The organism is Streptomyces sp. NPDC043853 (assembly GCF_056436025.1).
Genome location: NZ_JBWKDJ010000016.1, coordinates 18559 through 31189, shown reverse-complemented (window position 1 = coordinate 31189; position 12631 = coordinate 18559). Strand labels below are relative to the sequence as shown.

9 protein-coding genes are annotated in these 12631 nt (G+C 73.9%); 5 read left to right on the top strand and 4 right to left on the bottom strand.

The window, feature by feature from the left end:
* Positions 1–31: 31 nt before the first annotated feature.
* The 4 genes from infA to AC067U_RS31360 form a co-directional block, all read right to left on the bottom strand.
* Positions 32–256 (bottom strand): translation initiation factor IF-1, encoded by a 225-nt coding sequence (gene infA / locus AC067U_RS31375; RefSeq protein ID WP_478833208.1) that lies wholly within the window; start codon positions 254–256, stop codon positions 32–34.
* Positions 257–316: 60 nt separating this feature from the next.
* Positions 317–520 (bottom strand): hypothetical protein, encoded by a 204-nt coding sequence (locus AC067U_RS31370; protein WP_478833207.1) that lies wholly within the window; start codon positions 518–520, stop codon positions 317–319.
* A gap of 310 nt (positions 521–830) precedes the next feature.
* Positions 831–1310 (bottom strand): DUF5990 family protein, encoded by a 480-nt coding sequence (locus tag AC067U_RS31365; protein ID WP_478833206.1) that lies wholly within the window; start codon positions 1308–1310, stop codon positions 831–833.
* Between the two features lie 69 nt (positions 1311–1379).
* Positions 1380–2282, bottom strand: a complete 903-nt coding sequence (locus AC067U_RS31360; protein WP_478833205.1) for a LysR family transcriptional regulator — start codon at positions 2280–2282, stop codon at positions 1380–1382.
* A gap of 81 nt (positions 2283–2363) precedes the next feature.
* Here AC067U_RS31360 and AC067U_RS31355 point away from each other — a divergent pair, with 81 nt between their 5' ends.
* The 5 genes from AC067U_RS31355 to AC067U_RS31335 all read left to right on the top strand — a co-directional run bounded on the left by AC067U_RS31355 (position 2364) and on the right by AC067U_RS31335 (position 12576).
* Positions 2364–3344 (top strand): DMT family transporter, encoded by a 981-nt coding sequence (locus AC067U_RS31355; RefSeq protein WP_478833204.1) that lies wholly within the window; start codon positions 2364–2366, stop codon positions 3342–3344.
* 672 nt (positions 3345–4016) lie between these two features.
* A complete protein-coding gene (locus AC067U_RS31350; protein ID WP_478833203.1) occupies positions 4017–6014 on the top strand; it encodes an AfsR/SARP family transcriptional regulator in 1998 nt (665 codons plus the stop codon).
* A gap of 304 nt (positions 6015–6318) precedes the next feature.
* Complete coding sequence (locus AC067U_RS31345) at positions 6319–8724, top strand: TOMM precursor leader peptide-binding protein (protein ID WP_478833202.1); 2406 nt, start codon at positions 6319–6321, stop codon at positions 8722–8724.
* Positions 8714–10825 carry a TOMM precursor leader peptide-binding protein gene (locus AC067U_RS31340; protein WP_478833201.1) on the top strand — a complete coding sequence of 704 codons (2112 nt, stop codon included), beginning with the start codon at positions 8714–8716 and terminating at the stop codon, positions 10823–10825. Before AC067U_RS31345 ends, AC067U_RS31340 begins: the two co-directional genes overlap by 11 nt.
* 149 nt (positions 10826–10974) lie before the next feature.
* A complete protein-coding gene (locus AC067U_RS31335) occupies positions 10975–12576 on the top strand; it encodes a SagB family peptide dehydrogenase (RefSeq protein WP_478833200.1) in 1602 nt (533 codons plus the stop codon).
* Positions 12577–12631 lie beyond the last annotated feature (55 nt).

Genomic DNA, 12631 nt, shown 5'->3' with positions numbered 1-12631 from the left:
GGGAGCGGTCCGGGCACGCGCTTCCCGCCGCTCAGGTCCGGTACCGGTACAGGATCCGACCGCGGGTCAGGTCATAGGGGCTGACTTCCACGAGCACCCGGTCGAACGGGAGGATCCTGATGTAGTTCTTCCGGATCTTCCCGCTGATGTGGGCGAGCACGTGATGCCCGTTCTGGAGCTCCACCTTGAAGGTCGCGTTGCGCAGACATTCGAGGACGGTGCCCTCGACTTCCAGGCCCTTTGCCGTTCTTGCCAAGGTCACTCATTTCTCTGGTGGGGAGTGGGTGTCGATCGTCGTCGCTGGGCCGGTACGGCGTCAGTGACGCACGAGTTCGAGGTTGCTGCCGGCCCTACGGGCGCCCATGCGCTGGAGCATCGTGATCAAGGCGGCGAGTCGGCCGAATACTACGTCCTGCCACACGTCGATGCTGACGAGGCGCCGCCCGTCGGACCGCTGCCAGACATCGCCGTGGCCGACGATCCGGCCGTCGGTCACGGCCTGCCACCGGGTCTCCGCCACTCGGCTGATCGTTACTGAATGCATGGCTGTCGCCTTTCAGGAGTGCCTGGTTGCAGAGGCGCTCCCGACGACACCTGAGTCAGTCGCACACCGTGACGGAAGGAGGGAGCACCCACCTCGATACAGCTTTCATGGGTCTCACCTCCTGGCGTCCTGTCACGGTGCTCCGCAGGTTAGCAACCCGCAGCTTCCCGTCCAATCGGTTTTCGCGCGCGAGCCAGGTCGGCTCCTCCGTCCGGCCGGTACCGTCGCGCGCTCCGCGCGGCCTGCCGCGGCCCGCCTTGAGGGCTCCGCCCCCCGGGGCATCTCATCACCGTCGCGTCCGAACCCGACCACCGCCACCTGAGGACCAGACGACCACCGGCGGGCGGACGGCGGCGCACAGGGGCCGGCCGTGCGCGTCGGTCAGGCCGAGGCGGGCGACCAGCAGCCCGGAGCGCACTGCGTGGTCGACCACTGAGGGGTCGACGGCGTCCAGCATGAGCTTAGCCCGGCGGAACATGGTGCTGACGCCGGCACTGTCGACGCCGCTCCACGAGAGGTAGATGAACCGTTGCCCGGGACGGCCCTGGATCCACGGCCCCGTCAAGTCGACGCCCGCGGCGCCTGCCCTCGCGGTGCAGTCCAAGGTCCAGGCCGCCGAGACGGCATCGCCGGGCCGGGGAGCGAGCAGCTGCCCGTCTCGCGCACGCGGTTGGACGGCGACGTGGATGTCGCTGTACCCGGGAAAGCCGGGGCCGGCCGCACAGGTGCGGCCCGGCAGGTTGAAGCCCTCGATCCGGATCTGCATGGGAGACACCATGCCACCATGCGGAGTCGGCGGCCGCTGCTCCGTGGCCGGGCTGACGGCGAGGATGGTCTACGCCGGGCTGCTGATGGCCTTCGCGGCGGTCCGCAGGTGGGTGAGGACGGTCTGGACGGCTCTCCGTGCCGTGCGCTCGGGACGGTGCAGGGCGTCGATGTGGCGCCGTGAGTGGACTCCGGTCAGGGGCCTGAGGGTCACCTCTGGGTGCGGGCGGGCGGTCCAGCGTGGCATCAGGGCGATTCCGCCGCCGGCGGCGACGAGTTCGGCGGCGACGGTGAACTCGTTGATGCGGTGGGCCAGGTGCAGGCGACGGCCGGCAGCGGCGGCGATGGCCTCGATGGTGGCCATCAGCGGGAAGCCGTCGTGGGTGGTGATCCATGGCTCGTGGGCGACGTCGGCGGCCGTCAGCTCGGGCTTTTCGGCCAGGGCGTGGCCGGCGGGCAGGGCGACGTCGAGGGGCTCGTGCAGCAGGGGGGTCACGGACACGGACGGCGGCCAGGGCGGGGCGTGGTCGAGTCGGTGGGCGATGACGATGTCGTACGAGCGGGTCAGCCGCGGGAAGTCGGTCTGGGCGACGTCCTCGTCGGCGAGCGCGAGCCGGGGTGAGCCCGGGGCGGACAGGTCGCTCAGCAGGCGGGGCCCGAAGGCCGCGGCGGCGCTGTGGAAGGCTGCCACCGATACCGGGCCGCCGCTCTGGCCGAGGAACTCGTCGACGGTTCGGCGGGCTCGGGCGAGGGCGGTTTCGACCTCGACCGCGGCCCCGGCCAGAGCCCTTCCGGCCGGTGTCAGCACGAGCCGCCTGCCGTCGCGCTCGGTCAGCGGAACGGGGACCGAGCGCTGGAGCAGTCTCAGCTGTTGCGAGATCGCCGAGGGTGTGACCATCAGCGCCTCGGCCGTGGCCGTCACGCTGCCCAGCTCGCCCAGTTCACGCAGGACCCGCAGCTGTCTCTCGTCCATCGCCACACTGTAGCGCTGCTAAAGGGTCGGTTAAAGGGTTGGGTCTTGGCTTCAATGTGCTGGTCGGGAAGGGTGGGCCGCATGCCCGACACCCGTCGCACCGATCTGGTGCTCCTGCTCGTCGCCCTCGTCTGGGGCTCCAGCTACCTCACCGCGAAGACCGCCACCGATGCCGTCCCGGTCCTGGTGGTGCTCTTCGCCCGGTACCTGATATCCGCACTGGCGATCATCCCGTTCGTCCTGGCAACGGCCCGGCGACGGGGCGACCGCTGGACCCGGGAGGAGATCCGCATCGGGTCGCTGCTGGGCGTGACGCAGGCGGCGGTCCTGGTACTGGAGACCTACGGCGTGGCGCGTACGAGTGCGGCGAACGCGGGCTTGCTGATCAGCCTGACCCTGGTGATCACTCCGCTGCTGGACCGCGCGGGCGGCAGAGGCGGGGTGCCGCCCCGTTTCTACCTCGCCGCCGGAACGTGCGTGGTGGCCGTCGGCCTGCTCACCGCCGGCCACGGCCTGCGTGCTCCCGGTGCGGGCGATGCGCTGATCCTGACCGCGGCCGTGGTGCGGGCCGGGCACGTCGTGCTCGTGGGCCGGCTCACCGCAGGCCGTTCGCTGCGTCCGTTGCAGCTGACGTCCGTGCAGATGGTCGTCGGGACGGGGCTGTGCCTCGTGCCGGCCGCCGGCGGTCTGCCGAGCCTGGCCCATGCCTCGGTCGGCACCTGGGGCCAGTTGGTCTACCTCGCCCTGTTCTGCAGCGTCTTCGCCTTCCTCGCCCAGACCTGGGCCATCCAGCGCACCTCCGCGGGCCGGGCCAGCCTGCTGCTCGGCACCGAACCCGTGTGGGCCGCCGCCATCGGCATCGGCCTGGCGGGCGAGCACTTCACCTTCCTCGCCGCGCTCGGTGCGGCGCTCATGGTCGCCGGTACGTACTGGGGCCAGGCCATCGAACGCGCCCACCGCACTGCCGGCCCCGGCACGAAGCAGGTGGACGCACGTCCCGCCACACCCGCGACCGGCGCGCGAGGCGCTGCCGAGTCCGTGGGCACGGTGGCGCCAGGCTGAGGACGGCTGCCTTGACGGCGGGGCCGATCGCGGGGGTCAGCCCCGGCGCGAGCTCGGCGTCGGCGCCGTGCACGAGGGTCTCGAAAATCTGCCTGGAACCGTGGAACCCGAGCACGTCGCGGAAGGGTACGTCCACCTTCCGGCGCACACGGACAGCACGAAGGGCGTGACCCCTGGAGCGCAATCCGCTCTGGATGTGATGCGCAACCTGATCTCCGCTCGGCGCCGAGAAAAGACCGGACGCCCCTGTGTCCGAAATGATCGTAGGGGAATGATGTGCCGCGCCGGCGGTGCCGGCCGGTCGGGGCGTTGTCGGGTTCCGGGTGGGGCGTGTGGGAGGGAGCGGGGACCGCACCTTCATCCACGGCCTGATATCGCCGTCCAGGAATGGCCGAATTCCCCTTCCTCGCCGCGGAGCCTTCCGGGAGACCCGGAGGTCGGGCGGGCGATTCGTTCATTCCTCAACGTAATTGACACACTGTCGGTAACTACGGATAACGCCAAAGCGACGAGCAGGGGTCCAAACCCCCCGGCCCTGCACGGAGGGCTTTCCTCGGCTCGACTTATGGAAGATCCCTTCTGTAATGTGCCAGTCAATCACCGCCCAACGGGGGGCGGAACGATGGCCGGTTTGCGCCCGGACCTGCCCCCACACGTGACCGGGGGAACCTTGTGCGTTTCCAGCTTCTGGGGCCTCTGAGCATTGCCCACGGTCCCGAAACCGTCGTTCTCAAGCCGTCGAAACCGACCAGTCTGCTCGCGGCCCTGCTGCTGCACCCGGGGTCCGTCGTCTCCACCTCGTACCTGCTGAACGCGGTCTGGGACGAAGAGCCGCCCGGCACCGCCCGGGGCGCACTCCAGACGTGCGTCCTGAGGCTGCGCCGGTTATTCGCGAAGTACGGAATATCCGCCACGACCATCGAGGCGGTTCCCGGCGGGTACCGGATGCGGGTCGACGCCACGAGCTCGGACCTGGTCGCCTTCCGGGAGCTGGTCGAGGGCCCGGCCGGCACGGGTGCGGCGTACGGGCCCGGCGAGGAGCGGTACCGGCTGCGGGCGGGACTCGCCCTGTGGCAGGGCCAGCCCCTGTCCAACGTGGCCTCGGGGCTGCTGCACCGGGACGCGGTCCCGGCCGTGGAGCAGGAACGGCTGCGGGTGCTTGAGCGGGTCTGCGATCTGGAACTCGCCGCCGGGAACTGCCATCAGGTGCTGGTGGACCTCTACGAAGCGGCCACGGCACGCCGCCATCCGGTGAGGGAACGATTCACCGAGCAGCTGATCGAAGCCCTGTACCGGACCGGGCGTCAGGCCGAGGCGCTCGCCGAGCTGCGCGCCGTACGCGAGCGGCTTCGCGAGGAGTTGGGCGTCGACCCTGGTCCGGGGCTGCGCCGCCTGGAACTGGCGATCCTGCGGGCCGAGGAGCTGGGCGGGGCGAACGGGCCACTGTCCTCCGTCGCCCTTCCGGGCAGGAGGGCCGCTGCCGCTCTGCCCGTTCCTGACGATGCGGAAACGACGGGCCCGTGGGGTGCGCTGGGTACGGCAGGTGCGCCTCCTCCGACGAGTACGGCGGACGCGTCGGGTGTTGCGGGCGCGGCGGGTGTTGCGGGCGCGGCGGGCGCACTGGGGGTGCCGACCGTGCCGGGGCCCGCCGCCGCGGAGGCGGCTGGCGTGCCGTTGCGGCCGGCACCGGTACCGGTACCGGCCGTGACCGCCCCCGCGCAGGTCCGCCCGCCGGTAGCGGCAGTGGTCAGGGCGACCGGGGAGCTCGTGCCGCCGCCCGTCGGCTTCGCCGGCCGGGTCGCCGAACGGATGGCCCTGGCGATCCAGTTGGCAGACCCCGACGGCCCTCGCGTCATGGTCGTGTGCGGCGCGCCCGGGATCGGGAAGTCGGCGCTGGCGCTGCGCTGCGCGTACGACACCCGCGAGGCGTTCCCCGGCGGGGTGACCGTGGTTCCGCTCGCGCGGGCGGACGGTGGCGCGGTCACCGTGCAGGAGGCACGCGGGCTGATTCCAGAACCAGCCGCCGGACAGCGGTTGTTGCTGCTCGACGATGCCGTCGGCGCGGGACAGGTACTGCCACTGGCGGCTGCCGTGTCCGCGGACGACACCCGGCTGGTGATCACCAGCCGGCGTGCCCTCGCCGCCGTGGTGGCCACCCACGGCGGGGTGGTGCACCGGCTGGACGTTCTCGGCGAGGACGAGGCGCACGCCCTGCTGGCCGGACTGGCCGGGGCGGGCCGGATCTCGGCGGAACCGGAGGCCGCCCGCGAACTGGCCGAGGTCTGCGGGTATTTCCCGCTCGCTCTGCGCATCGCCGCGGGGCGGCTGCTGACCCGGCCGGGTCTGTCGGTCGCGGACTGCGCCGCGTGGATCGCTGCCGACCCGGTGGGCCGGCTGGCGCTCCCCGAGGACTCCCGGCTCTCCTTGCCGGACGTCCTCGGGCGAGCCGTCGCCGCCCTGCCCGAGGAGCTGCGTGAGGCCTTCCTGCTGCTGGGCGACTGCCCGTCCCCGGGCCCCGCGCCCGGGCTCGAGGTCACCGAGGGGGTGCTCGAACAGCTGGTGGACGCCGGGCTGTTGGAAGACGGTCCGCCCAGCCCCTATCGCGTGCACGCGCTGCTCCGGCTCTACGCGCGTTGGCGTACCGGCCGGACCGCGGGTACGGCCGCCTGAGACCCAGCCTCCGTACGGCGCGCGCCACGTGCCGGCACCCGCCCCTCCCGGCCCCGATCCCCTCGCGAACCCCTCCTCCGAACCCGCGCGATCCGTCCCTCCCCCGCACGGCCGGCAAGGGCCGGCGCCGGTGCGCCCCTGCTCGCTCCGGCACGCGGCGGCCGCCATCGCTGCCGCCCCGACCGCCCTGACCGTCCTCCCTCCCCTCCCTCCCTCCCTCCCTCCCTCCCTCACCCTTCTTCCCGCCCTCCCCTCCCTCCTCTCCTGCTCCCTCCACTCTTCACACCGCACCCGGGGGTACCCCATGACCCGATCCACCTACGAAGCCGTCGCCGGGACCCGGCCCCGGATACGCCAGGACGTGCTGTTCACCCAGACTCCGGACGGCGTGCTGTTCCACAACTCCGACGGCGGGTTCCGGCTCAACTCCACATCCGCGTACCGCTTCGCCACGCTGATCGTTCCGCACCTGGACGGCGGGCACACGGTCGCCGAGCTGTGTGCCGGATTGGGCGAGGCCCAGCGGAGGATGGTGGCCGAGCTGGTGAACACCCTCTACGAGAGGGACTTCGCCCGCTCGGTCACCGGCCCGGGTCCGGACCAGGAGCCAGAGCAGGGCTCGGGCGGGGGCTCGGACGGCGGACTGCCGCCGGAGGTGGCCCGCCGGTTCGCCCCGCAGATCGCCTACGCCGAGCACTACGCGGACGGGGCCGCCGCCCGCTTCGCCGCCTTCCGGCGGACTCGGGTCGTGGTGCTCGGCGAGGACGAGACCGCGCGCTGGTGCGTGCTGAGCCTGGTCCGCAACGGCTGCGCCGCGGTCGGTGTTTTGCCGGGCCTGGACATCGCCGAGGTCGAGGCCGAGGCGGCGGAGGCCGCGGCAGACGGCTGCCCCGTCGAGCTGACCCGCCTCCCGGCAGCCGCGGAGGCGCCGGTCTGGGCGGACCTCGACGGCTGGGACGTGGTGGTGGTCACCGGTGGCCCGGCCGCCCCGGGCCGGATCCTGCCGCTGCTGCGCGAGGGCGTCCCCGAGGGGCGGCTGCTGCTGCCCGCCTGGACGTTCGGCGGATTCGGCGTCACCGGCCCGCTCTCCCGGCGCGGCACGGCCGGCTGTTGGAGCTGCGCGGCGCTGCGGCTGGGAGCCGGTGGCACGGAGGGAGCCGCCGGTGCGGCGGCCGCCCTGTGGAGCGGCCTCGCCCTGCCGGGCATGGGCAGCGCCTTCGGGACCGGCGGGGCAGCCGGCGCGCCACTGACCGGTCCGATGGCTGCCATGACCGGAAACATGCTCGGTTACGAGGTGTTCCGGGCCGTGTCCGGGGCGCTGCCCGCGGAAACCGACGGCAAGATCCTCGTCCAGGACCTCGACTCCCTCGACGTGGTGGCGGAGCCGGTGGCCCCACATCCGGCGTGCCCGCTGTGCGGGCCTGGCGCCGGGGCGGCGGAAGCCGGGAGGGACACGGACTCCGCTGCGGCGGGCGGGGTCGCGGTCGAGCCGGTCGACCTGGTGTCGGCCGGGACATCGGCAGCGCCCGCACTGCCGACCCTGCACACCGCACGGGATGCCGACGCGCTGGTCGAGGAGCTCAACCGGCGTTCGGTGCTGGTCCGTCCGCACGCGGGAGTGTTCACCCGGTACGCGGACGAGCCGCTGACCCAGATCCCGCTGAAGCTGAGCGTGGTGGAGTTCGGGACGGCTCCGGGCATCCGGCGGTCCGTCGCCGCCTTCGACGTCCACCACGTGGCCGGAGCCCGGATGCGGGCGCTGGACGCGGCCGCGCTGGTGTACGCCGAGCACGTCGTGCCGGCCGGTCCGGTGACGAGCGGTGACGGTCAGCACGGCGGCGCCGATGCCCGCGGCCGCGATCGTGACGATGCCAGTGCCGGTAGCGGTGGCGGTGCGGCCGGACCGCTGGTGCTCGCCAGCGGGGCGGTGGGCCGTCCGGATGTCTGGCAGCGGGCCGTGTCCCTGGTGACCAAGGAGCCGGTGCTGGTACCGGCCGGCGCAGTTCGGCCGTTCGGCCCGCACAACGCGGCCCGGTTGTTCGAGCGGACGAGGGCCGGGGCGGGCGCCGGACCGTCCCCGGCGGATGCCGCCGCCGCGGGACTCCTGTCGGCCCTGGCCTACGACGCGCTGCTCCGGGCGGCCCGCGGCGCGGAGGCGGCGTACGTCCCGCTCACCGAGGGCGGCGAGGACGCGGAACTGACCTTCCTGCTGCGTTCGGCGGAGCGGCTGGAGCTCCCGGTGGAGCTGCTCGACCTCGGCGAGGCCGACCACAGCGGGGTGCACGTCCTGCTGGCCCGGTCGGGCGAGCGGTGGGCCGTGGGCAGTGACCCGGACCGCCGTACGGCGGTCGCGGCGGCGCTACGGGACCTGCTCGGGGCGGTGCAGTACGAGCGGGACCCCGCGACGGCGCGCCCCGACGCGTCCGTCGGCGCCGACGCGTTCCCGGCCACCGGCGATCCGCTGCTGCGCGACCTGGACCCGCGTGCCCTGCGGGTCTCCGGCGAGGCCGCCCCGGCCCTCGGCGGCGCCGCCGATCCCGTCGGTCCGGCGGGCTGGGACCACGTCCTGGGCCGGCTGCGGGCCGCGGGGCGCGATGCGTACGCCGTCCGGACGGGGTCCGCGGATCTCGCGTCCGTCGGCATCCACACGGTGCGGGTGCTGCTGACCGTGGCCGTCGGCGCGGTGCGGGAGTCCCGTGATGGCAGCTGACCCCGACGTCACGGTCGTCCCGGCGGCGTCCGGAACGGCCCGGGCTCCGGAAGGCCCGGGCGGGCCGGCGGCCGGACCGGGTGAGGCCGCCGCCGGACTGGGTGAGGCCGCGGCCGGCCGGTTCGCCCGGCTGCTGGCGGAGGCGCTCCGCGCCTTGGGCGGGCCCGAGGTGGAGCTGGGCGCACTCGGGGTGCGCGACGCGTTCGCACGCCGCCCGGACGAGGCCCCGGCGGGCCGGGGACCGGGCCCGGACCCGAAGCCGGCCGCGATACCGGGTGGAGACACCGACGTCCCCGCAGGTCCGGACGGCAGTGCGAGCGCCTCCGGAGGTGCCTCGGCCGACGCCGCCACCGCAGCCGGATCCGTACCGGTGCGGCTCTACGGACGGCACGCCGTCGTCGGCGCCGACGGGGCGTGCCCGAAGTGTCTGGAGCGGCGCTGGCAGGCCGTCCGGTCGGTGAACCTGCGGGACGCCCTGGAGCTGGGCGGGGGCACCCGGCCGGCCGGGGCATGGCCGTACGCCGTGCCGTTCACCGCGGGGCTGCTCGCCTCGCTGGTCGCCGCGGAGGCCGCGCGCCCGACCGGGCCGGCCGACCCCGCCCGGTTCCCGGAGGTGCTGCTGCTGGACCTCGTCAGCGGCACGGTCCGCCGCTACCCCCTCGTGCCGGACCCCGAGTGCCCGGTGTGCGCCGAGCCGCAGGCGGACGCACCGGCCGCGCCGGACCTGCGGCCCGCCCCGAAGCACCGTCCGGGGGTGTTCCGTACCCGGCCCCTGGAGTCGTACGAGATCGACGTGGCGGCGTTCGCCAACCCGCTGTGCGGTGCGCTGGGCCCGTCCCTGGTCCAGGACGTGTCCTCGACGTCCACCTCGGCGACGATCGGCTGCTTCTCCATGCGCTCGGGCGAGTACCTGCGTGAGACGTTCTGGGGCGGGCACACCGACTCCTTCGACCGGAGCGCCCGGGTGGGCGTGCTGGAGGGCCTGGAACGGTACGCCGGGATGCGGGCCCGCTCCCGCACCGTCTCGGTGCGGGCGGCGCTGGACTCGCTGCCGCCCGGCACCGCCGTCGATCCGCGCGAAGTCGGGCTGTACAGCGCGGAGTTCCACTCCGACAACCCGCGGGTGCGGCCGTTCGCCCCGGACCGGGAGATCCCGTGGGTGTGGGGTTGGTCGCTGCGGGACTCCGGCCCGCGCCTGGTGCCGGAGGTCCTGACGTACTACCACGCGCCCGGCCTGGAGAACCGGTTCGTACAGGAGAGCTCCAACGGCTGTGCCTCCGGCGGCAGTCTGGCCGAGGCCGCCTACTTCGGCCTGATGGAGGTCGTCGAGCGGGACGCCTTCCTGCTCAGCTGGTACGGGCGGCAGCCGCTGCCGGAGATCGACGTGTCGACGAGCGCGCGGCCCGGGACCCGGGCCATGGTGGACCGGCTCGCCCTGTACGGCTACCGGGCCCGCTTCTTCGACGCCCGGATCACGTTCCCGGTGCCCGTGGTGACCGCGGTCGCGGAACGCTTCGACGGTGGTCCGGGCCGGATGTGCTTCGGTGCCGGGGCCGGGCTGGACCCCGAGTCGGCCCTGGACTCGGCCCTGTGCGAGATCGCCACCGACGCGGTGAACCTGGCGGGCCGGACCGAACGGGACGAGGCCCGGCTTCGCGCCATGGCTGCCGACTTCGCCCTGGTCACCGCCCTGCACGACCATCCCCTGGTGTACGGGGTGCCGGAGATGGGCCGGTGGGCGGAGTTCCTGCTGCGTGCCCCGCAGGACCGGCTGCGCACAGTGGCGGAGCTGGCCTGGCCCGACGAGGAGGGCAGGACCGCCTCCGACGACGTGCGCACCGATCTGGAGCGCTGTGTCGCGGCGCTGGCCGGCCACGGATTCGACACGGTGCTGGTCGACCAGACCATGCCCGAGCAGCGGCGGCTGGGCCTGCACACGGTCAGCGTGCTGGTGCCGGGGCTGCTGCCGATCGACTTCGGGTTCGCCCGGCAGCGGGCGCTCGGCATGCCGCGGATGCGGACCGCGCTGCGCGCGGCCGGGCTGCGCGAACGCGACCTGGAGCCGGGCGACCTCAACCCGGCGCCACACCCGTTCCCGTGACCGGGACCGAGGCCGGGAGCGCAGCCGGGCATGCCGGCGCCACCGCATCCGCATCCGTATCCGTCTCCGTCTCCGTCTCCGTCTCCGCATCCGGGGCCTCGACCACCGGCCGGACCGGACCGTCCCGACGACCCCACGCAGGAGGAACCGTGGGCTACGCCCATACCTACGCGCACGACATCATGCACCGCGGCCGGATACCGATGGAGCCCACCGACTTCGTCCCCGACTGGGCGGACCGGCCGCGCAAGGCCAAGTACTATCCGGGCACCGAGCTGCTGCCGCTGCCCCCGGCAGCCCCCGCGGACGGCGCACCGGCCGGGACCGGGGACGGGCGCTTCACGCTGCCGGTGCTCGGCGGGATGCTCCAGGACAGTTACGGGCTGACCGGACGCCGGCTGGGCGTGCAGGCCAACACCGACCTCGCCGCACTCCCCCACTACACGCACGCCAACTGGTCGCGCGGCACCGCCTCGGGCGGCGGCCTGTACCCGGTCAGCGTCTACTGGGTAGCCGGACCGGGGGCCGCGGTCACCCCGGGGCTGTACCACTACTCCCCGCACCACCACGGGCTGCGTCGGCTGCTGGCCGGAGACGTGACCGGCGAGGTCCGGGCGGCGCTCGGCGCGGAGGCGGCCCCTCCGCCCGACGCCGGGTACCTGGTGCTCGGGGTGAAGTACTGGCAGAACGCCTTCAAGTACAACAGCTTCTCCTTCCACGCCGTGAGCATGGACGTCGGCACGCTGGTGCAGACCTGGCGGCTGTGGCTCGGCGAGCGCGGGCTCGGCATCGCGCCGCGGCTGTGGTTCGACGAGGAGCGGCTGGCCCGGCTGCTGGGTGTCCGGGCCCGGGAGGAGGGCGTCTTCGCGGTCGTTCCGCTCGGTGACCCGGCGGACCCGGGGCACGAGGGTGCGGGCACGGGGCAGGAAGGCACGGACACGGGCGGTGACGCGCAGGGCGACGGGCCGCGTGTGCGGCACCGGGATCACGAGCGTTCCCGCCGGCTGCTGGAGTTCGAGACGCTGGACCGGATCCACGAGGCCACCCTGGGCCGCGCGGTGGACCGGCCGGCGCCCGGCGCCCTGGACTCGGCCGCTGCCGCCCCGGTGCCCGGTGCGGAGCCGGTGCCGTTGCCCGCTCCGCGCACCGCCGGGCGGCTGGGCACGGCCGCCGCGCTGCGCGCCCGGCGCAGCAGCTTCGGGCGGTTCGACGCGAGCCGTGCCGCAACCGCGGAGGAACTGGCCGCGGCGCTGGCGGACTGCGCGGCGACCGCCCTCGGGTCCGAGGCCGAACGGCCGGACGGGCCACGGCTGGTGACCCTGTACGCGTTCGTCAACCACGTGACGGGCATCGCTCCCGGCAGCTACGCCTACGACCCCGAGGCGCACGCGCTGCGCCCGGTGGCGGCCGGTCCGCCGGGGACGTTCCTGCAGGAGAACTACTTCCTGTCCAACTACAACCTGGAGCAGGCCGCCGCCGTGCTGGTGCCGGCCGTCCGTACGACAGCGGTCCTGGACGCGGTGGGCGACCGCGGCTACCGCCTCGTCGGTGGCACGGCCGGGGCCGTCGCCCAGACCTTCTACACCACGGCCGCCGCGCTCGGGCTCGGCGCGGGCGTGGCACTCGGCTTCGACAACATCTCCTACACCGAACACCTCGGGACGGCGGGGACGGACGAGGCACCGCTGCTGATCATGCTGCTCGGGCACGAGCGGCCCCGGCCCGCCGATTTCCGGCACGAGATCGCCTGAGGGGGACCGGGACGATGACGACATCCACAGATACCCCGGACCGGGAGACCGGCCC

Coding starts and splice junctions, on each gene's coding strand:
- AC067U_RS31365 (WP_478833206.1), bottom strand. CDS start 1,310: ATGCAGATCCGGATCGAGGGCTTCAACCTGCCGGGCCGCACCTGTGCG.
- AC067U_RS31360 (WP_478833205.1), bottom strand. CDS start 2,282: ATGGACGAGAGACAGCTGCGGGTCCTGCGTGAACTGGGCGAGCTGGGC.
- AC067U_RS31355 (WP_478833204.1), top strand. CDS start 2,364: ATGCCCGACACCCGTCGCACCGATCTGGTGCTCCTGCTCGTCGCCCTC.
- AC067U_RS31345 (WP_478833202.1), top strand. CDS start 6,319: ATGACCCGATCCACCTACGAAGCCGTCGCCGGGACCCGGCCCCGGATA.
- AC067U_RS31340 (WP_478833201.1), top strand. CDS start 8,714: ATGGCAGCTGACCCCGACGTCACGGTCGTCCCGGCGGCGTCCGGAACG.